The sequence below is a fragment of the Pseudofrankia inefficax genome (assembly GCF_000166135.1).
Classification (GTDB): Bacteria; Actinomycetota; Actinomycetes; order Frankiales; family Frankiaceae; genus Pseudofrankia; species Pseudofrankia inefficax.
Genome location: NC_014666.1, coordinates 1,843,816 through 1,863,369, shown reverse-complemented (window position 1 = coordinate 1,863,369; position 19,554 = coordinate 1,843,816). Strand labels below are relative to the sequence as shown.

At 66.7% G+C, this 19,554-nt stretch carries 15 protein-coding genes; 8 read left to right on the top strand and 7 right to left on the bottom strand.

Annotated features, from left to right (window positions below; genetic code table 11):
• Positions 1 to 8: 8 nt before the first annotated feature.
• A complete protein-coding gene (locus tag FRAEUI1C_RS39395; RefSeq protein ID WP_013422683.1) occupies positions 9 to 869 on the bottom strand; it encodes a hypothetical protein in 861 nt (286 codons plus the stop codon).
• A gap of 229 nt (positions 870 to 1,098) precedes the next feature.
• On the opposite strand from FRAEUI1C_RS39395, the gene FRAEUI1C_RS07460 reads away from it, so the two are divergent.
• Positions 1,099 to 2,295, top strand: coding sequence for an IS110 family RNA-guided transposase (locus tag FRAEUI1C_RS07460; protein WP_013421767.1), 1,197 nt, complete (start codon positions 1,099 to 1,101; stop codon positions 2,293 to 2,295).
• A gap of 5 nt (positions 2,296 to 2,300) precedes the next feature.
• Here the strand turns inward: FRAEUI1C_RS07460 and FRAEUI1C_RS39390 are convergent, their stop codons facing one another.
• Complete coding sequence (locus FRAEUI1C_RS39390) at positions 2,301 to 2,804, bottom strand: hypothetical protein (RefSeq protein ID WP_157734853.1); 504 nt, start codon at positions 2,802 to 2,804, stop codon at positions 2,301 to 2,303.
• 685 nt (positions 2,805 to 3,489) lie between these two features.
• Between FRAEUI1C_RS39390 and FRAEUI1C_RS07455 the strand changes: the two genes are divergently transcribed.
• Both FRAEUI1C_RS07455 and FRAEUI1C_RS07450 read left to right on the top strand, forming a co-directional pair.
• The gene (locus tag FRAEUI1C_RS07455; protein ID WP_013422682.1) at positions 3,490 to 4,371 is read left to right on the top strand and encodes a phosphotransferase enzyme family protein; all 882 of its coding nucleotides are present in this window, start codon (positions 3,490 to 3,492) and stop codon (positions 4,369 to 4,371) included.
• Positions 4,368 to 5,708, top strand: a complete 1,341-nt coding sequence (locus FRAEUI1C_RS07450; RefSeq protein ID WP_157734852.1) for a hypothetical protein — start codon at positions 4,368 to 4,370, stop codon at positions 5,706 to 5,708. Before FRAEUI1C_RS07455 ends, FRAEUI1C_RS07450 begins: the two co-directional genes overlap by 4 nt.
• Before the next feature lie 424 nt (positions 5,709 to 6,132).
• Here the strand turns inward: FRAEUI1C_RS07450 and FRAEUI1C_RS07445 are convergent, their stop codons facing one another.
• The gene (locus FRAEUI1C_RS07445; RefSeq protein WP_013422679.1) at positions 6,133 to 6,642 is read right to left on the bottom strand and encodes a hypothetical protein; all 510 of its coding nucleotides are present in this window, start codon (positions 6,640 to 6,642) and stop codon (positions 6,133 to 6,135) included.
• 182 nt (positions 6,643 to 6,824) lie between these two features.
• Between FRAEUI1C_RS07445 and FRAEUI1C_RS35980 the strand changes: the two genes are divergently transcribed.
• Positions 6,825 to 7,958 carry a helix-turn-helix domain-containing protein gene (locus FRAEUI1C_RS35980; protein WP_013422678.1) on the top strand — a complete coding sequence of 378 codons (1,134 nt, stop codon included), beginning with the start codon at positions 6,825 to 6,827 and terminating at the stop codon, positions 7,956 to 7,958.
• A gap of 1,262 nt (positions 7,959 to 9,220) precedes the next feature.
• Here the strand turns inward: FRAEUI1C_RS35980 and FRAEUI1C_RS07430 are convergent.
• Positions 9,221 to 9,607 carry a hypothetical protein gene (locus FRAEUI1C_RS07430; RefSeq protein ID WP_013422676.1) on the bottom strand — a complete coding sequence of 129 codons (387 nt, stop codon included), beginning with the start codon at positions 9,605 to 9,607 and terminating at the stop codon, positions 9,221 to 9,223.
• Between the two features lie 629 nt (positions 9,608 to 10,236).
• Here FRAEUI1C_RS07430 and FRAEUI1C_RS07425 point away from each other — a divergent pair.
• The 4 genes from FRAEUI1C_RS07425 (at position 10,237) to FRAEUI1C_RS07410 (ending at position 13,502) form a co-directional block, all read left to right on the top strand.
• Positions 10,237 to 10,434, top strand: a complete 198-nt coding sequence (locus FRAEUI1C_RS07425) for a hypothetical protein (RefSeq protein ID WP_013422675.1) — start codon at positions 10,237 to 10,239, stop codon at positions 10,432 to 10,434.
• Positions 10,435 to 10,709: 275 nt separating this feature from the next.
• Positions 10,710 to 11,069: a hypothetical protein gene (locus tag FRAEUI1C_RS07420; protein ID WP_013422673.1), complete on the top strand. Its 360-nt coding sequence runs from the start codon at positions 10,710 to 10,712 to the stop codon at positions 11,067 to 11,069.
• A 6-nt stretch (positions 11,070 to 11,075) separates the two neighbouring features.
• Positions 11,076 to 11,276 carry a hypothetical protein gene (locus FRAEUI1C_RS07415; RefSeq protein WP_013422672.1) on the top strand — a complete coding sequence of 67 codons (201 nt, stop codon included), beginning with the start codon at positions 11,076 to 11,078 and terminating at the stop codon, positions 11,274 to 11,276.
• Positions 11,277 to 11,363: 87 nt separating this feature from the next.
• The gene (locus FRAEUI1C_RS07410; protein ID WP_013422671.1) at positions 11,364 to 13,502 is read left to right on the top strand and encodes a cell division protein FtsK; all 2,139 of its coding nucleotides are present in this window, start codon (positions 11,364 to 11,366) and stop codon (positions 13,500 to 13,502) included.
• A 614-nt stretch (positions 13,503 to 14,116) separates the two neighbouring features.
• Here FRAEUI1C_RS07410 and FRAEUI1C_RS37430 read toward each other — a convergent pair.
• From FRAEUI1C_RS37430 to FRAEUI1C_RS07400, 3 genes are all read right to left on the bottom strand, one after another.
• The gene (locus tag FRAEUI1C_RS37430) at positions 14,117 to 15,856 is read right to left on the bottom strand and encodes a toll/interleukin-1 receptor domain-containing protein (RefSeq protein WP_071587930.1); all 1,740 of its coding nucleotides are present in this window, start codon (positions 15,854 to 15,856) and stop codon (positions 14,117 to 14,119) included.
• Positions 15,857 to 16,988: 1,132 nt separating this feature from the next.
• The gene (locus FRAEUI1C_RS07405; protein WP_013422668.1) at positions 16,989 to 18,488 is read right to left on the bottom strand and encodes a hypothetical protein; all 1,500 of its coding nucleotides are present in this window, start codon (positions 18,486 to 18,488) and stop codon (positions 16,989 to 16,991) included.
• The gene (locus FRAEUI1C_RS07400) at positions 18,485 to 19,414 is read right to left on the bottom strand and encodes a hypothetical protein (RefSeq protein ID WP_013422667.1); all 930 of its coding nucleotides are present in this window, start codon (positions 19,412 to 19,414) and stop codon (positions 18,485 to 18,487) included. Before FRAEUI1C_RS07400 ends, FRAEUI1C_RS07405 begins: the two co-directional genes overlap by 4 nt.
• Between the last annotated feature and the right edge of the window lie 140 nt (positions 19,415 to 19,554).

The following is a 19,554-nucleotide window of genomic DNA, read 5'->3' as shown; positions in this document are numbered from 1 at the left end:
CACCGAGGTCAAACGTCAGGATTTGGATCGTACAACCACCGCGCCGCCTCGGCGTGGCGCTCTATCCTCTCCGCTTGCCGCGCCCAGTCCTGAGACACTCTCCACCAATCAGCGTTGGGCCACGCGCCTACACCAATTAGCTGATCAACGATGGAGATCACCCTGCGTGCCGCGGATGCAAAAAATGGAGCGGGTATCAAGAGGCGCTGACCGTCTGAAATGTAAATTCCATCCGAGCGCCCACATCCGGCGGGAATATCAATCTCCGTGATGTCAAATGCGCAGATCTTCGCGCGGGCCGACGGTTGAGATGTCTCCCAAAATTCAACCACGCGCCCCCGCAGCGAATGGCGGTGATGTACGTAGGCTCTGAGGGAGTATATGAAATCTCCGTGCTCCATCCCGGCGCCGGATCTTGCTAGATCGCGCAAAGATGCAATCGGCCCCGTGGCGTCACGTATCCAGGGTGGCGGCTTGTCGACGCTTCGAAGATTGTTCCAACTGACACGACTTGGCGATGGAGTGGCTCCAACTGAACTTGCAAATATCCATGGCACAACGTCAAGCAAACCCGCCATCAGGGACAGCGCGTACTGTGCGTGATAACCGTATCGAGCCAGCAGGTTGTTATTCCCCCCCATGTAACCTTCCACCTGGCTGATTCTTTCTAACTCATCGACCGCAATTAGTAGGTTCGCCATCCGATCGATATTTGAATGAAGAAAATCCACAGTGGCCTGATAGGTGGCTGATCGTGCGGGCTCAAGGGAACTCCGGTACGCTGTCAGGGTATTCGGGGCAAGGCCATGCACGACCGCATCGATAAACAACCCTCCCTTGAGCCGCTCCGAGTAGTGTTCCTCAAGCATCCCTACCGTCTTTCTTGGGTCGACTCGGGCCGGTCGTAGGGTCCGGGGGCCCAGGGGTGTCGGGTATGGCTTTCAAGCATCTGCCGTACGAGTGGCTTCACATGATTGGCCGCCCGGCGCCCCCTCGACGACTCGGCCGCTGATTGAGAATTGCGATCTGATCGCTGCGTAGGGATGAGCCGGCGAGGTCGTCTGTGGACAACGTGCTGGTCAGAGCAGGGAGACACGGGTGGAGCGTGTGTGGGCCGGGGTGGACATCGGCAAGGAGCACCACCATGTGGTGGTGATCGACGCCGACGGCGCCCGAATGCTGTCGCGCCGGGTAGCCAACGACGAGCCGACGCTGCTGGATCTACTCGGCCAGGTCACCGCGTTGGCCGAGCGGGTGCACTGGGCCGTCGACCTCAGCACAGGCGGAGCCGCGTTACTGCTGGGGCTGCTGGTCGCACACGGACAGCAGGTGTTCTACCTGTCCGGCAATCAGGTCAGCCGGGCGGCCGGCGGCTACCGGGGCGAAGGCAAGACCGACGCGAAAGACGCCGCGATCATCGCCGACCAGGTCCGCATGCGCCGGGACCTGGCCCCGATGCGCGTCGACGACGAACTGATCGTCGAGCTGCGGATGCTGGTCGCCCGCCGCCGCGACCTCGCCGGCGACCGGGTTCGCCTGGTCAACAGGCTGCACGAGCACCTGCTGGGCATCAGCCCCGCCCTCGAACGCGTCCTGAACCTGACCAACCGCGGACCGCTGGTCCTGCTCACCCACGTCCAGACCCCGGCCGCCATCCGCCAGCTCGGCCCGGCCGGGCTCGAACAGTGGCTGCGGTCGCAGAAGGTTCGCGGCGCCGCCGCACTGGCCGCCACCGTCACGGCGGCAGCGAACTCCCAACGCACCACCCTGCCCGGCGAACAACTGGCCGCGCAGCTCGTCGCGGACATGGCGAAGGGGGTGATGTCCCTCGACGAGCAGATCGCGCAGACCGACACGCTCATCGAGGGCCGGTTTCACCGCCACCGACACGCCGCCGCCCTGCTGAGCATGCCCGGCATCGGGGTCCTACTGGGCGCGGAATTCCTAGCCGCGACCGGCGGCGACATGGCCGCGTTCACCTCCGCCGACCACCTCGCCGGCTACGCCGGCCTGGCCCCGGCCCCACGCGACTCCGGCCGGATCAGCGGCAACCTGCACCGTCCCCGCCGCTACCACCGCGGCCTGCAACGCGTCTTCTACACCTCCGCGCTGGTCAGCATCCGCTACAACGACCAGTCACGAACCTTCTACGACCGCAAACGATCCGAGGGCAAACGCCACACCCAGGCCGTCCTCGCGCTCGCCCGCCGTCGCGTCAACGTGATCTGGGCGCTCCTGCGCGACAACCGTTGCTACCAACCAGCCCCACCGCCCCTGATCGCGGCCGCAGCCTAGCTTGATCATTTGACAACTTCATTGAGAATCATGAATGATTCGCCGCGGTCGCGTATCCACAGCTCAAGTATTCGAACCGCCTCGGATGGGGAGAATACTCCCGCCGCACCCAAGTCGGCCACCTCGTACCTATCGGCGAGGAGCTTCGGATCTTCGGCAATAAGGATGTCGTTTTCGAGTGCGGCATGCGCTGCTACTTCCAAGTGTAGTCGACGGGCATCCTCCCTTGGTAGGGCGGGATAAGTTCGATCGGCGCACACTTCCCACCCTAGGCGAACATCATGGGTCGGGTTCAATGCAGTTAACGTGTTCGGCTTGGAATCGGTCGTTATCCAGCCGCCAGCGGGACCGTGTAGCTCCCAATCGAATCTGTGAATTCGACTTTCGAAGACGGGGATGACGATATCGCGATGCGCATGAATCTCGACCCGATCTTCGAGTTTTGAAAGCGACAGAATTCGGCTGAGCGCGCGCGAACTCTTCTGGAAGGTCCCCGACGTAATGGTCACACGCAGAGGCGCGCGCCCAAGCCAGGGCGAGGGCTCTTCGCGTCGTATGAACGTTGGATAGGAAGTGACGGGTCCTTTCATGCGACGAGCTTCCTGCCATCGCGACGCTTGAATAATCTGAAGCCAGTACGCACGACCCATGCAGGCCATCGACTCCCGGCTTTCGGCGAAGCCAGAACGGTTCGGGGGTGCGTATTCTGGCATATCAAGTCGCCTCCGATGTCAGAAGTTGCGGGCATCCGATTTCAAGGATCCTGCTGAACAGTAGTGAATGAACGCGTCGACGTCACGAGGATTTTGCAGTATCGACATCACGGATGAGGGCCGCCGGGGTAGGGCACGTCTTGGCAGGGCGACGATGCGAGGTACCCCGAGCCAGCGCGAGGTGCAGCAGCCGCGACGCCGCTGCCAGGTGGCCGACGCTTCATCCCAAGTCGGCAGTCCGCGCAAGGCGCGCATCCTGGCGAAGCTGACTTTCGGGCCCGCCGCCGGGTCGTAGTCGCTTAGGCTGACCGATGGGCCAGCTCGGGAGTGACCGTGACCAGGATTTTGATCGCGCGAGCGCACGTCGTTGTCGATTTGATAGTGGCGAGTGGGCTGTCGGAGGCAACAGCCTTGACATCGATCGCGTCGTGGTCTGACAGGTAGGGCTGGCTCTGTGGCTTGGAAGGAGTCGGACGCTCGGATGGCGGCGTTCGATGTGCTGGCGCGGCTGGGTGTGGATCCGCCGGATCTTGAGTTGCTGCGGTTCGGGGAGAACGCGCTGTACGCGTTCCGCGAACGGCGGCTGGTTGTCAGAGTGGCTCGACCATCTACCGATCCAACGCACGTCGCCCAGACGGTGGAGTTCGTCCGGCGGGTCGCGGCGCGCGGGATGCCTGTTTCGGAGCCTGCTGACCTGACGGAGCTGGTGCAGCCGGTCGTGACGTCGACCGGGGTCGTGACGCTGTGGACGTTGCATGACGTGGATGAGGGCTGCCGGGTGAGCGCCGCGGAGCTGGGCGGGTTGGTCCGTCAGTTCCATGAGCTTGCGGCGCCGGAGGCCGATCTCCTGGACGAGTGGGAGCCGTTCGGGTTGATTCGGTCGAGGTTGGCCGCGGCGGAGCGCGATGGATTCGACCGATCGTTGACCGGGCCGTTGGTCGACCTGCTCGCGTCGCTGGAGACGGCGGTCGACCGGCTGTCGGCGCGGCTCGGGATCGGCGTGATGCATGGGGACATGCACTACGGCAACGTGCTGTGCCTGCCGGGCCGACGTCTGCTCCTGATCGACTTTGATCAGGTCTGTCGTGGGCCGCGGGAGTGGGACCTGGTCCCGAACCTGGTGACGGTGCGCCGCTTCGGGCTGGCCGAGTCCGACTACCAGGAGTTCTGCGCCGCCTATGGCTTTGATCTGCGGACGTCCCCGGACGTTGAGACGCTGGTTCGGCTGCGGGAGCTGGGCATGGTCAGTTGGTTGTTGCAGCAGTACGGGACCTCGGCCGTGATCGACGATGAGATCAGGCTGCGTGTTGGGACGATCGGTGAGTCGGTCGGTCCGCCTGCGACCCGGTGGTGGGCTCATTGAGCGCCGCGGCTTCGGCGGGCTCCGCGCGGCCGTTTGATCCGATCGTGGCGCGGCCGTCGCATCGGCTGTCCATCGTGATCGCGACCAGTGCCGAGACTGCGGACCTGTTGCGCGCTGACGGCCAGCTTCCGGAGACGTACCTGCGGTTGGGTCGGCTTGCGGCGTTCTACCGCGATGCCGACAGCCAACTTCCCCGTGTCCTGGCGGTACGCGATCTCGATCCGCCGACGCTGGCCTTCCGGAGGGGCGGGGGAACCGCGGCGACGATCCGGGCGGCTCGACTGTGGCTGTTCGACGTCCAGGCTGGCCCCATCGTGGCCGTGCTGTCCGTCGACCTCGACTGCGAGCCGTTGGTACTGATCCCATTTCTTGAGGATCTTTACTACGACGACTTGACCATCGGCGGCAGCCCGATCGACGGGGTGGCGGCCGATCTTCTCGATGGGGTGGACGCCGCGGTCCGGCACAGCGCCGGGAGTCGGCTGGAGCTGACCTCGCAGCGCCACCAGATGGTGTTCACCTCGGCCACGCTGCCCGAGGACTCGGTTCAACGTCTCATCTACCGAGCTGACCTCGACGCGAACCCTCAGTATTCATCGATCCAGTACCCGGCGGAACTCAACCGGCGGCCGACCAGCGGGGCCGCTGTCGGCGCCTACGTTTCTGTGTTGGCGGCGCAACAGGACTACATCGAGAACTGCGCGCTGCTGTCCTCGGTTCAGGTTGTCGCGGCGTCGTGCAAGATTCGTCGGGTCAGATTCGCTGCTTATGAGACCTTGCTGCGTGTCCGCGAACTCGGCACGACGCGAGCCACGATGAGCAGGCCGGAGCGACGGGCCGAGTTGGCTCGGCTTCACGAGACCTTAGCCGAGCAGGAGCTGGCTCTGACGTTCGGCGTGGAAGCTGCGTGCGAGATCGGGATCCTGGTTCCAGCACTGCGGGTCGAGAACTTTCATCGCCAACTCGTGGCCTGTACGGGGCTGCGCGACAGTATCGAGACCGTGTCGACGATGCTCGCCCGCGCCACGTCGGTCCTGGCCGCCGAGGAGGGCTCCCAGACGGCCCTGGATGCCCAGCGCCAGGACCTGCGCAGACTGCGCTACGGCGTGACGATCGGCCTTCTGTCCACGATCGCCGTTCCGATCGGAATCATCCTCGGCTTCTTCGGCGGCAACTACACGCAGGTCGACGGCAACAGGTCCATGTTCGACTGGTCCCACTACCACGACATGTACCTTGCGGTTCTTGGCCTGATCTTGGCGGCCGGAACTGTCTTCGCGATCCTCTTCCTGTTGGAGCGTCTCCAGATCCGCCGCGCATCAAAACCCAGCCATTGATTCCGGGTTCGTCGTCAACGAATGCTGCAGAAGCGGAACGCTGACTCGGCAACTCGCCGATGTCGCGCCTGGACGCCGGTGCTAACTTCTGCAAGCAGCCCGCAAGCACTGGTAGTGGGATTCGGAGCGGTCTTATGCTTCTCTGTGAACCTGGCTACTGATGGCGCAGACTCCCGGAGCCCGCAGGTTTGCCTCCGCGATGACGTTCGAGTAGTAGGACACTATACTTGCCGCAACGGCGTCGGCGGCTAGGGGAATCTCAAAGGCGTGGGCCCATTTGTTTACGGCTACTGTGATCTTGGCTGTGATTTCAACCTGGATCTCTCCGATCATTTCAAATTCCCTTCGATGGCTTACGTTTGATCGAGATCTGCCCTGTTCACGACCGGGCGACCCGGTCGACAGATTGAGTGGTGGGTGACGGTTATCCGTCGTCATCTGGGCCGAGCGAGGCGACGACCGCGCGCAGCATCGATCGTCGCGTCGGTGGAACGCCGGTTGGTCCGTAGACGAGGACGAGGCTGCGGTCGCCGAACACCTCGACGAATTCCATGCCGTCGGAGACTCGCGCGAGTTGATCGATGAGATCGTCCGGGCGCTGGCCCGGCCAGATGGTCACGGTCACCGCCGGCCCACCAACGGCAGCCTTCACACGGCATGGCTGGGACTCGGACGGTCCAAAGCCGGGCGCCTCGGGCTCCGGACCGCTGGCGTCGCCAGCCTGCACCGCGGCGGCGTCGTTCGGGTCGTGGGGAGAAGCTGCGCGGTAAAGGCGTACCCACGTGGCCCGCGGACCGTCGCCGCGGTCAACCAACGCCATCGTCCGCGGGCCGAGTTGGTGGCGCCCGCGCCGGGAGCGGCGGAGCCATCGGCCGATCGCCGCTGCGCCACCACGGCCGATCACGAGGCCGCTCACGCCTTCCACCACTGTCACCGCCGGTCCTCCCGTCGCTCGGACCTCGCCCGTGACATGGTCTGGGGAGGTCTCTGGTCGTTTTGCGGTCGTCCCGGACCGGCTTGGGGGACAGCCGGCCCGGGAGCCACGGCAAGAGTGACGCGCCAGATGTCGACGCAACAGTCCGAAAACGTGCCGGCCCGATGGCGCAGAATTGACTCATGGAGAAGCGCCCCGGACTTGCCGCCCGGCGCAAAGCTGTCGGTCTCTCGCAGGAGGGCCTCGCCGAGGCGCTGGAAACCGCCCGGTCGACAGTCGCCCGGTGGGAACGCGGCGAGGTAGCGCCGCAGCCCGCGACCCGCGCGCCACTGGCCGAGATCCTCCAAATATCGCTCGATGATCTAGATCATCTTCTCAACGGCGACGAGCCCGAGAAGGTTCATGATCCTGTGCAGGTCGGCCCGACAGAGCCGGTCGGTCCCCTTCACACCGAACGTGCGCGTGACCGGGTGAAACAGCTGCTTGCCATGGAGCGCACGTTCGGAGGAACCCGCATCGCGGACCTTGCCGTCGACTCCGCCCGCGCATTCGAACGCCGGATAACCGACGCAGGTGTCCGCCCCGGCTACAAGTCCGAAGCCCACGCGGTCGCCGCTGAGCTGTTCGAGATCTCAGGCTGGCTCCTGGTCGATGCCGCGCGGCCGACTGATGTGGACCACGCCAACAGCCGAGCACTCCACCACGCGGCGGTCGCCGGTGACCACGGTATGGAGATATTCGTTCTGCAGAACGAATCCATGCACCTGTGTGAGACCGGCAGGGCCACCGAAGCGCTCTATCTGGCGCGCGGCGTCCTGGACCAGCCGCTCTCACCACGGCTGTCCGCGATGTTCCACGTGCGTGAAGCGCGTGCGCTCGCGGCACGCGGCGACCACGAGTCGAGGAGAGTTTGGCAACGAGCCGTCGCCGAGTTCGGCGACGGGGTGCGCGATTCGGATCCTTACTGGGTGTGGTGGCTGGACGACGAGCAGATGGAACTTCAAAAGGCACTTCTGCTGAAGGATCTTGACGAGCACGAGTTGGCCATCAGGGCCTTTCGGGAGTACCTCGAAACGCGGCCCGACAGTCTGTATTGCTCTCTGACGCTCCCAAATCTCGCGCTGAGCCAGGTTCTCGCGGGGGCATGGCGGGATGCGGAAGGCACGGTGCGAGACATTGTCGACGCCGCGGACGACAGCCACTCGGGGCGATTGAACGTCCGCATCGTCCGCCTGGCCGACACGGTCAAGCGCTCACCGGCCGCGCCTCGGTCGCTCCGCGACGCCGCACACGCGCTCGCCGTCTTCGCAGGTTGACCGATGCCGAGCGCGAGCCGCTCGCAAGCGTTCGCATCGCCCGTCGGCGGCCATCGTCCGACTGTTAGCCGCGATGAGCGGCCGTCTGACCCCACCGCTTCGATGCCGCGCGACTGGACAAGCCGACCCGGGCGCCGATCTGAGCCCATGTCTCTCCGGTCTCCCGCCACGCCCGGACGGTGGCCTCCGCGACGTCGTCGGGACGACCGGCGATGTCGGGCCTCCTGAGCAGGGAATCGGCGAGCAGCAGAGCGGCGCCTGCCCGGGTTGGATGCTGGCCGCGGGGCACCATCGATGCGATGTCGCGGGCTTCCCAGCCCGAGCGACTCCGAACCCCGTAGGTCGGCTGTAGCACTCCGATCGGGACGTCGCCCATCACGACCGTCCACCCGCCGTCACTCGCTCGCACGAACGCGGGTACCGCATCCGGGGGCGCGGTCCGAACTGCCCGCACAGCGGCTTCAAGAGCGGCCCTGTTTGCGCGCATCGCGTCTACCAGTTCGTTTGTCCCGTGACGATCGGACGCTGGCACGGGTTCGGGACGGTTCACGCCCTTAGCCGGGGCGCTCGTTTCGGTCGTCTCGTTACGATCGGCCGGTGGAGTGATCAGGGCACGCGCACGGCGACTCGCGCGCGGGGCCGCCGTGTCGGTTGTCTCGTTACGATCGGCCGCCAGAGCGACTGGGCCCGGCTCGGCCCGGCTCGCACTGTGGGCCGGACCGCCCGGCTCAGTCGTCTCGTTACGATCGGCCGGAGCAGCGGCCGGCGCACGCCGCGGACGGCTCGCGCTATGGCCTGAGCTGCTCGTTTCGATCGTCTCGTTACGATCGGACGCCACCTTGATGCGGGCGGACGTTCCCGCGCGGGTGAGAAGTGCGTTAGCTCCGTCGGCCACGGCGGCAGCCTGGTCGGCGGTGGGCGCCTGGCCGCCGTCAAGGAGTCCGGCAAGGTCACGGATCGCTGCGAGCAACGGAGCGACGCTCGGTGGATCTACCGGGCCGGTGGAAAGGGCGGCCGTCCGGCGCCGGTACGCCCGTTGACGGCACGCGTTCGTGGCCCATGCCGGGGACCGGCCACCGCGGGCGGGCGCCGCAGGCACAAGGGCACCGCAGCCGCACCGGCAGGCAGTATCGATCGTCACGTTACGATCGTAACGGGCGGGAACGGGCCTCGGGGCGGAATCTCTCGGGTTACCCGCGAACGTGTGTGGGCCGCGCGGCTGGTTGCTCCGCGCGGCCCACTTCTCGCCGCTACTGCCGAGGTCACTCCGCGGTCACGATCTCGAAGGCGATGTCGAGGATCATGGAGCCCTCCCGGTTGGGACGCCGGAAGGCGCCGGGAGTGAGGCATATGAGGCGCGCCGCCTCGTCTCGGCGGTAGGCGACGCTCCTGCGCCGGGTCTCGGCCGTCAGGCCGAACAGAGCCCTCATGGCGCTGTCCGCTGGCGGGTCGAGCCGGTCGATCGCGGCCCTGATGATCCGCTCGGCGAGTAAGGCCCGTGTTTTCGGGCTGGTCCCGTCGGGCGGGGTGAGCAGGTCGACCAGGTCGGGTCTGTGTCGTGCCAGCTCGGCGGCTCCGGCGCCGTGGCGCCGGGCCTTGCCGAGGAGCGTTTCGACCGTCTCGACGTCCGGCCTGTCGTGGGTGTGCATGTGGCGTTCGGCGTGGGCCTGTGTAGGCCCCCGCGTCCCCCGCCGCAGTTCCTCCTTCGGTGTCTGGTGTTGCCCTTGCGGGGTACTCGCTGGGCAACGTCGACAACTATCTCATGCTTTGTCCTTTTCTGCTGCGTTTGTGTCCACTAGCTGTCGATGACTGCCCGAAGCCGCCGCTGACGGCCGTTCGGCGGTCGAGAGGAAGCGGGCCCGCCGAAGTAGGACGGGACGCGCGTCGGTGCAGCGGATCTGGTGGGCCCTCGCGCAGTAGGCGCGGCGGTCTTGGTCACGACCGAGGCTGATCGGTGGCAGGCGCACCCTGGCCGGGGACGCGAGAGGCGCGACGAGGGCCTATGAGAACTCCTGAACACGCAGCTCCGCGCGCTGCTTGCGGGCGGTCGGCTCGGATCTGTAACCGATCCGCTGCCATGTTTCGTGCCACGGCGATGCCCTGACGCGTGGTCACTGTGCCGCCCAATCCGAACGCAACGACCCGCCGTGTATCGGCGCATATCACTGACCGATATTGGGGGCAAAACCCCTGCGCCGCGAGGCCAATACTGGCGATGCCAACGCGCCCCGGGAAGTAGTCGGAGGCGCCCCTCTCGCCAATAACGCCTGGAGTCTCCATGCCTCGATTCGTCTACCGGCCCTCGTTGTTGTCGCGGCTGTTCCGCTGGTCACTGGCGGTCTCAGCCCTGTACCTCGCATTGTTCGGCCTGTCCTACGTGGCCGGCCATCTCCTGTCGGCCGTCGGCCCCTTCCTGATCGTCGCCGGCCTAGCCTACGGCGCCGTCTTCCTTGTCCACCGCGGCCGAGACCGGTGAGCCTCGCCATCGGCCTCAATCCAGTTTTCTCCAGGCCCGCGACAGGCCCGGACTCCGGCGCCTTCCTACTCTCCTACGACGCCGCATGGTGGCTACTCGAAACCGTCCTTCTCCTAGGTCTGATGGGGTCTGGAGCGAAGCCGCTCCGCGCCTCGGTAAGGGCGTGGGTCTGCCTCGTCTGGCTGTTCGCCTCGGCCGCGCGATTCACTCCGCTACTTCTGACCGCGACGTCTCGCTAGCTGCATTCCCTCTCCCGCTTTGAAGGAGAACCTTTCATGATCCGCATTGATAGCAGCACGCCCTTGATCGGCTACGGGTCGCTGACCTTGGACGATCTCGCGCTGCGCGCCGATCAGGCCTACGCCGACCACATCGCGACCTACGACGCTACAGACGTCCTGCACCGCGCGCTCGCGGCTCTCCCCGAATACGACCAGGAGGCGGCCGAACTGGTCGACGAGGCCATCACATTCATTCACCGCTACCGCGAAAAGACCCGCCATGAGTGGGCCGCGACCTACCGGACGTGGGCTGCGGTCGCCGGCATTGAGATCCCTCCGGACCTACAGGAAGACCTCGGCCCCGACATCCGCGACTACGACCACGGCGACGACTACGACGACAGCGAGGCCTGACCCGTCATGGAGATCACCATCGTCATTCTCCTTGGGGCACTGCTGTTGGTCGCGCTGATCGCACCGCGAACCCGAACCCGGAGCCTGGTTCCCGTGGTGTGCATTCTGCTCGGCTGGTACTGGGCCGGCTCCGGGTTCGTGCCGACCATCGCGGCCGTCCTCACGCAGATTCACGGATTCCTGCGCACGCTACCAATCCGTTACTAGAGCGGTAATCGCAGGCGCGTCCCGCCATCCCCGCGATGGCGGGACGCGCCTCCCCATCGTCTCAACCGACTCTCGAAGGGACCTTCCATGACGGACAACCTGCCCGTGCCGGCCGAACAATCGGGCTGGGTACCGGACATCCCCGCTGTCCTGGCCGAAATCAGGCCGATGTTGCCCGCTGCGACGGGTACGCAGGAGCGTAGCTACGAATGGCCGATCGACCAGAGACCCGACGGCCGGCTCGCGCCCGTCGACCCCTCGGGCGACCGACCGGCCGATATCGGGCGCCGACCGGTCATCCCCGAGCAACTCCGCAGCAGCCGGCTCGGTCCTACCCTCCGGCATACGAGCGGCCGATGGGCGCACATCGGCGCCTTCCATGCCGTTCGCGCACCCTGGTACCTGATCGTTGTGGCACGGGCCTCGGTCCTCGGCGCGTGCCGCCTGGTCGCCCGACTCGTCCGGTGGTGGGCATGCGCCGAGTCCGCGCCGCTTCGCCGGGCCGCAGTCGACAGCGGCGACAGCGCGGCCTGGCTACGCCTGGACCGCGAAGCGCGGTCCACCCGCCGAACGCGCACCGGCCTGACCGTCGTCGCCGGCGGCGCGATCCTCGCCGCGTTGACGGCCACACTGCCCGCGCTGGCGAACGCTCCGTGGCCCGCGACCGCGCTGACCGTCGCACTGCTCGTGGCCGTGCTCGCGCGTGCCGGGCGACCGGCAGGAGGACCGTTGATCGCACCCGCGATCGTCACGCCACGATTCCGCAAGCTCAACGCTGACGTCGTCCTACGCGCCTACTACGCCGCGCGGCTTGGAGCGGACAAAGACGATCAACGGGTGACCTTCGGCTCGCCGATGGCCAGGGACGGCGACGGCTCCCGCGTCGCGGTCGATCTTCCCTACGGCCGCGGGTTCACCGACGCCGTCAAGGCTCACGGCGCCATCGCCTCCGGCCTCGACGTCGCGGTCACCCAAGTCTTCCTCACCCGCGATCCCACGTCGCACCGACGCCACACCCTCTGGGTAGCCGACCGTGACCCCCTCGCGATACCCGCAGGACGAACGCCGCTCCTGCGCGGGAGGCCCACGGACATCTGGACGCCCGCGCCGTTCGGGCTGGACGAACGCGCCCGACCCGTGACGGTCGACCTGATGTGGAACTCGATCCTGGTCGGCGCCCAACCCCGGCAAGGCAAGACGTTCGCGCTCCGGTCGCTCGGCCTGTTCGCCGCTCTCGACCCGTACGTAAGGATCACCGTGGCCGACGGTGGCGGGAAACCCGACTGGCGCAAGTTCGAGGCCATCGCGGACCGAGCCGTCTTCGGGCTGGCGCCTACCCGCGACGGCGACCCGGTCGAGATTCTCATCGACACGTTGCGCGAGATCCGGTCCGACGTCCAAGCGCGTTACCTGGCACTCTCGGACCTGCCACCAGACGTGGTGCCCGAGGGCAAGCTGACCCGGGAGATCTCACGTGACCCCAAGTACGGCATGCCCGTCCGGCTGCTCCTGCTGGACGAGTTTCAAGAATGGTTCGCGACCGGCAACCCCGCGGCCGACAGCGAAATAGCCACGCTGCTGGTCTATCTGATCAGGGTCGCCCCAGCGGCCGGCGTCATCATCGGCAGCGCCACACAGCGGCCCTCGGGGATCGGTAGCGGCGACGTCGCGAAAAAGTTCACCGACTACCGCGACAACCACCTCGTCCGCTTCGCGCTACGCACTGGATCATGGCAGGTCTCTGACCTGGTCCTCGGCGCGGGCGCCTTCAGCGAAGGGCTCGACTCCTCGACCCTAACGGCCGAGCACAAAGGCGCCGGCATCCTCCGCGGCGCCAGCGACACGAACCCGACCGTCCGCACCTACCTCGCGGACGCCGAGGACGCCGCACACCTTCTCGCCATCGCCCGCAAACTCCGCGAGTTCACCGGCACCCTGTCCGGCCAAGCAGCCGGACAGATCGCCCACCGCGAGCAGCGCGACGTCCTGGCCGATGCGCTGTCGGTCTTCGCGGACGGCGCCCCCGGGCTCCACTGGGCCGAGCTGGCCATCCGTCTCGCGACCGCCTACCCAGAGCACTACCGAGACGCCACAGCTGAGGCGATCAGCGCCCAGCTTCGCGCCTTCGGCGTGCCCTCGGTCGACGTCCGCCGAGACGGGCAGGTCCGCAAAGGCGCCCGAGCCGACGCCATCCGCGAAGCCCACCGCGCCCGCGCCGACCTGTAGCGACACACCGGGGGTGTAGCGGCAGCGCTACACCCCCGGCGACCCGTCACACGCCTTCTGAACAGCACACATCGCGCCCTGTAGCGGGTAGCGGACGGCGCGCCCGTCGACCGAAAACGCGCTCAGGGCCGTGCCTCCGCGCTGCACCTTGCGCTACCCGCTACCTCTCATCTCCCGCCGGTCTGCGCTCCCGGCATCATTCACTGAAGGGTCGTCCCATGGCCGCCGCGCGCCCAGAGGACCGCAGCATGATCGCCCGAATCGCATCCCACTCGTCCTGGGCGAAGACACAGGACCGGGCCGCCCGAACCGCACCCGCCCGCGCCGCATTCCTCGACCGTTTCGAACGACAGGTCGACCCAGATCGCAAACTGCCATCCGCCGAGCGCGCCCGGCGCGCCGACTCCGCGCGCCGTGCCTACTTCACAAGTCTCGCTCTCAAGGCCGCGCAAGCGCGGCGACGTAGAAAGGCAGATGGAATCCGGCTATAGAAGGTGTTGAGCACGGAAACCCTTTTGTCCAGTGCTGCGGCCGACCAATTCGTGGTCCAATTCGGATCACAGTCGCGACGCGACTGGTTCGAGTTGGCCACAGAAAATCGCTGGACGGGGACGTTAGGTGCCTTGCTCGGATGGGCGCGTCTGCCAGAGCTGAACAGTAGTATCACTACTTCCGGTGGCGAGCTTCCGCCCGTCCGGACTAAATGCCATCGCATTCACGATGCCAGTGTGTGCAGTTACCAGATCGTCGATTAGCGACGGTCGGACCGGGTTGGCCACATCCCATATCCGGACTGTTTGATTGACAGATCCCGTGAAGAGCATTGAACCGTCGGGACTGAATACTAGGGAACGAACCCCCTCGGCGTGGCTGCCGAGCCGGGCGGCAATCTTTCGGGGCCGCCTTGCGTCCTCCACGTTCCAGATTATTACCGACTGGCGTTCGCCGCCGAAAACGAGGGTTCGCCCATCCGGGCTGTAGGCAATTGCCCACATTGCTGCATTTACCCCGCTCAGTTCGGCAAAAAGACGTCCGGGTCTATCCACGTCCCATATCAGCACCGATTCGTCGCTGCTCGCGGTAGCAAGAGCGTGCCCGTCGGGACTGAATGCCAATGCTCCCACGACGCCAGTGTGTCGAGTGGGAAGGGTGGCGATCGGGCTGGGCTGGGCTGGATTTCTTAGATCCCACAATCTCACGATTGCGTCGACACTGCCGGTGGCGAGAGTGCGGCCGTCGGGGCTGAACGCCAAGGTTCTCACGGCCCCAAGACTCGGTCTGGGCAACGCAGTGATGAGTTGAGGTGCCGCCGGATTGGTCATATTCCAGAGCCTCACATCGCCGCCACATGTGGCGAAAATCTGAGCGTATGAGCCGAAGACTCCTGCACTCACTCCGCCGGTGTGATCGGTGAGTAGTGTGGTGCTCTCGCCGCTGCGGGCGGAATCAGTCACGTCCCAGAACCGGACAGTTGTGTCACTACTGCCAGTCGCGAGAATTTTACCGTCGGGGCTGAACGAGACCGACCGCACTCCGCGCGTGTGGCCGAGTAGCGGCGCGCCCGCCGGGCGTGGATCCGGGAGGCTCCTGCTCCCCCGATTGAGGTTTGATCGGCGGGGCGGAGCCGGGACAGACCAGGTCGGGTTATCCGAGAGAGTTCGATTCGGCCGAGCATCCGCAGCAGACGATCTTGATTCCCCCGTGGACGGAGGCGGTTCCGAAGAATTTTGGTCATACGGCGCTTCTGTCGGGCGCGAATCGAGAACGGCCCGGATCGACTGACCCGAGAAAGGTGGGGCTTGCGGATCGGGAATGGGCATGTCTGGTCGGGTATTGTCGGCAGGAAACCCGGGTTCGTTGGGCGGGGTTGCGGCCTTCGCAAACTGTGGGAAGTCTGGGGCCGCGTGCGGTTTTGCCCGACCCTTGATTGCATGTTCGACCTTGTCAAGCAGATGCCTGCGAGCGTCGTCGGCATCGCGGCCGAACAGGTCGATGGACACGACCAAACCGAGCAGGCCTGGCCGCGGGCAGTCCTCTATCCGGATAGGTAGCAACTTACGCTTGAAACCCTGCGGGTCGGCCTGTTGGGCCGCCTGCCATTCTTGTTGCCCATAGACCGAATTGAGATAGGCGTTTGAAAGCAGCGCAATCGTTCGCTGCGAAAAGAGGACTCCTTGCTGCATGCGGGCGTGCCAGTTTGATCCTGGCACAAAATCCCACTCCTGGATGAGCACCCGGTATCCGGCATCCTCCAATTGCCATGCCACCCAGACAGCCCAGGTTTTGTTAGCGGTTGTGTAGGAGACGAAGAAGTCCCAGCTCTCCGCCTGCGGCTCTGCGCTCGCGTCCCCCACAGTCCGATCTTCTCACCGAGGCAGGAACTCGCGTGGCGGCAGTCCCCCGTGGGGCGTCCCCGCGTCGACTTGTGCCAGTTTGGCCATCGCCATGCGTCGAGGCGGGGTCGTAGGCGCCGCTAGGTCCCGACCGAAGGCGGCGGACACGGCGGCCCCCGCTTGGCCTTCGCGTCCGGGCTGGGCCGGGCGAGCTGTTGGACTCTAGCTGACCGCATCAGAGGGCTAACCCGCGCGGGGGCGTAGCTGGCCGAGGCCAGGCAATGCCGCCTTCGGGAGCGTGGCGCCTAAGGGTGTGCAGGCGCAACGACAGAAGCCCGTGGGCACTCGGCGACCGAACGTCTGCGATTGGACACAGGGCGTCATGTCGACCTCTCAACGCTTGTGATGTACAACACTACAAGCGCGCCGGATCTGCTCGCGAGTCGACCGCGATACAGCGGGGTATTCGACACCCGACGGTGCTACGCGAGCTGCGTTGATGCAGCTCAGCACACCGCTAAGCCGGACAGTCCTCATAATCCTCCGGTCGTGGGTTCGAGCCCCACCCGCCCCACCTGGCCTGACCTGCATGTTTGTGTCGGGATCTTGACACTGAAGATCGCGTACTTGTGGTTCTGATGCCAAGGTGATGCCATCCCGACGGGAGCGATCTCGGCTGTCGCCGGCCGCTCCTGAGGTTCTTCACGGATCATGACGGACGGGCAGCGGTCCAGCTGACGAGGACACCGGTGGGAAGGTTCCGTGCCGCCTGCACCGGCCGATAGTTGCGGCGTTGCCCTCACCGGCGGAAGGTACGGCTGCGCCGACGCCTGCACTGCCGCCCGGGTCCGCGCGCCGGTCTGAGTGGAGCGCGGCGACCTTCACTCGCGAGCACATCACGGCCTACGCGAGCGGTACGCCGCCTGGCTTCCCGGTACGAGCAGCCGCTCCGAAGCCCACGATGCGATCGATCGCGCCGCCCACGCCGAGGCCGCCTGCCAAGCCGCCGAACGGGCCCGGGACGACGCCCTCGGCCAACTGGCGACGATCACCCGGCGGACAAGGCGGGAGGCGATCGGCGATTCGCCAGCCCCGCCGACGGCTTGATTACGTCACCCCTTCGGGCCGCTGGGCACAGGTTCCCCCTGGGCATTTACCAGTTCGGGTTGAGGACGAGCCCGGTGTTGTCGTTGATCATCCAGAGGTCGAACTCGTCCGCGGTGGTGAAGGTGGGCTGGCTGGCATGGCGGCAGGTGACCGTCGCGAGTTCAGTGATCGCTTTGCCGGGGTCCGGGGAGGCCAGCGTCGCCTGGATGTGGGCGAGGGCGGGGAGCGCGGCGAGGGCCAGCTGGGTGTGCTGGTCCTCGCCGAGAGCCTTGGTGGCCCTGCCGATAAGCGCGGCCGTGGCTGCGGTGGTGACCGTCTCGGCCTCCAGGAGCGCGAGGTGGTCGTGATCTGTGCCGTCGGCGCGCGCGGCGACGATCGCCAGCTGGAGCCCCTGCAGGACGAGGGCGGCGGTGGCCTGGGCCACGACACCGCCCACGAGTGCTCCGAGGACGGGCACAGGCAGGACGGTCTGACCGACGAGCCCGCCGGCCCACACCATGCCGGCCCGGATGGTTCCCGCCGCACCGCGGGCGGCGAACTCGCCTGGGTCGATGTGGCCTTTCGCCAGCTGCAGGCCGGCATCGGCCACCACCCACACGGCGTCGGCCATGGCGGCAGGCACGGTGCCACCGCCCAGCGCTGTCGGCAGGACGCCCGTCGCGGCGGCCGTCCGGACAGAGGCCGAGATCGCACCGACGGTGCCGGAGCGGGCGGCGCCACGGGCTGCGGCGCCGGCCGCGGTAATGATCGCGGCGCCCGCGGAGGTCTCACCGGCCCGGACCCGCGCGGTCTCGCCGACCGCGGAGACCAGCGCGCCCACGACCGCGCCCGCGGCGGCCGCGGCGGCGCTCGCCGCCACGACGTCACGGGCGACGGCGGAGGCGACCTGATGGTTGGCCCATCCGATCGGGTCGCTGGCGGCCACCTGCGCCTGCTGGTAGCCGATCGGGTCGCCACGGACGGATTCGTGCGCCAGCTGGCTGGACGTGCGCGCTCTCGCGTCGAGGTAATCGTCGAAGAAGACGCCTTGCGGGTGCATGGTCAGCCGGCGGTCGAGCAGATTGTTGACGTCGTCGAGGCGATCGGCCGCGACGAGTCGTCCCATGCCACGGTAGGACGGCCGGGAGATTTCGCGGGCCGCGCCCGGAACTCGGCCGACGAGCTTCGCCTGGATCTCGGCGATCGTGCGGCCACCATCGACCAGGCGGATGTCGGCGGGACCGTTCTGTGAGCCGCCCTGCGTCCATTCCAGCACCTGCGCGCGCACCGTCGCGCCTGCCCGTGCCGCGTGGCGGTTGAACCCGACGGTGTGCATCACCTCGAACAGGTGCCCGGCGCGCTGCGGGTTGCCCAGGTTGGCATATCGCTGGGCCAGCCGAACCACGGTGTCGCGGCCGTTCAGTGTCTCGACGACCTCGGCGGCGGTCCGACGGGTCGCCAGGTCGATGACTGCCAGGACCGCTGCATCGGCACCACCTGTTAGCCAACCGGGGAATCGTCCGGTCGCGGCCTGGGACGGAGTGTGGTCGGGCTCGGTGGAAGTCATGACGGTTCCGTCATGAGGAGCAGCCGCTGCTTGGCGGCGAGGACGGCGGGACGAATGTGCTCGTTCACCGTCCCGTCGTCGGTCGCGATCGGCGTGCTCATCACCATGACCGCGGCCGAGGCGATCGCGACCGGCTGGGCGACTACGCGCCGCTGCTCGCTGGTGTAGGTCATGTAGTCCGGGTTCGAGGTGATGAGAGCGTCCAGCGACGGCAACCGATCGGACAGCGCGACGCGCAGGTCCCCGAGAACGTCTCGCACCTGCCGGCTTCGTCGGCGCACCAGGGCGGAATCAGCCTCAGCGCGGTCCAGCGCGGCTGCCGCCTCGACGAGCTTGGCCGACGTCACACGCTCGCCGTTGCGGGCCTTCCGCCCCTGCCACTCAACAATCGCCACGAGAGCGAGTGCCACCGGCGCTGCCACAATCCCGGAAAGAACGGTGGTACCGGCGGCGACACCTCCACCGCCCGCGGCGATCGATCCGCCGCCCAACCAGGCCAGCGTCGCGCTCGTCGCCGCCGCGCCGGACAGACCGGAGATCGCGGCGCCGGTCGACGCCGTCGCGAACGCACCGACCGCCGCGAAGGTCGCGGCGCCCACCCCGGCGCCCGCCGCGGCACCACCGGCTAACACTCCCAGCGACTGCACCACCCCGATCCGAATCCCGGGCAGCGCGGCCTCCGGCAGGTTCCGGCCCGTCATCAGGTCGATCCTGGCAAGCTCGACCAGGTCCACGTTCTTCAGCCGACCGAACACCTTCTGGAACGGCGCCAGCGCCGATTCGTACAGTTCAGTGCGGCTCTTCTGCTGGGCCCCTGACTCGGCAGCCATCTTCTGCGCCAATGACTGGCGGCGCGCATCAAGATGCTCGTACGAGCGCTTGTTGTCCTTCGCAAGCTTGACTGCGTCGACAATGGCGATACCCACAGGCCCCCCGAATGCCCGGCTCGGTTCCACCGCCCCCGTGACGCGTGGACACGACGGGCAGGTTGGATATTAGCCGACAGCCCAAGAGCGTTGCAGGAGGCCGCGGCCCTGACGAGCGGTCAACTGGCCTGACGCCATCG

Bases quoted from the DNA above. Each gene is read 5' to 3' on its own strand.
- FRAEUI1C_RS39395 (WP_013422683.1), bottom strand. From the start codon at position 869: ATGCTTGAGGAACACTACTCGGAGCGGCTCAAGGGAGGGTTGTTTATC.
- FRAEUI1C_RS07455 (WP_013422682.1), top strand. From the start codon at position 3,490: ATGGCGGCGTTCGATGTGCTGGCGCGGCTGGGTGTGGATCCGCCGGAT.
- FRAEUI1C_RS35980 (WP_013422678.1), top strand. From the start codon at position 6,825: ATGGAGAAGCGCCCCGGACTTGCCGCCCGGCGCAAAGCTGTCGGTCTC.
- FRAEUI1C_RS07430 (WP_013422676.1), bottom strand. From the start codon at position 9,607: ATGCACACCCACGACAGGCCGGACGTCGAGACGGTCGAAACGCTCCTC.
- FRAEUI1C_RS07425 (WP_013422675.1), top strand. From the start codon at position 10,237: ATGCCTCGATTCGTCTACCGGCCCTCGTTGTTGTCGCGGCTGTTCCGC.
- FRAEUI1C_RS07420 (WP_013422673.1), top strand. From the start codon at position 10,710: ATGATCCGCATTGATAGCAGCACGCCCTTGATCGGCTACGGGTCGCTG.
- FRAEUI1C_RS07415 (WP_013422672.1), top strand. From the start codon at position 11,076: ATGGAGATCACCATCGTCATTCTCCTTGGGGCACTGCTGTTGGTCGCG.
- FRAEUI1C_RS07410 (WP_013422671.1), top strand. From the start codon at position 11,364: ATGACGGACAACCTGCCCGTGCCGGCCGAACAATCGGGCTGGGTACCG.
- FRAEUI1C_RS07405 (WP_013422668.1), bottom strand. From the start codon at position 18,488: ATGACTTCCACCGAGCCCGACCACACTCCGTCCCAGGCCGCGACCGGA.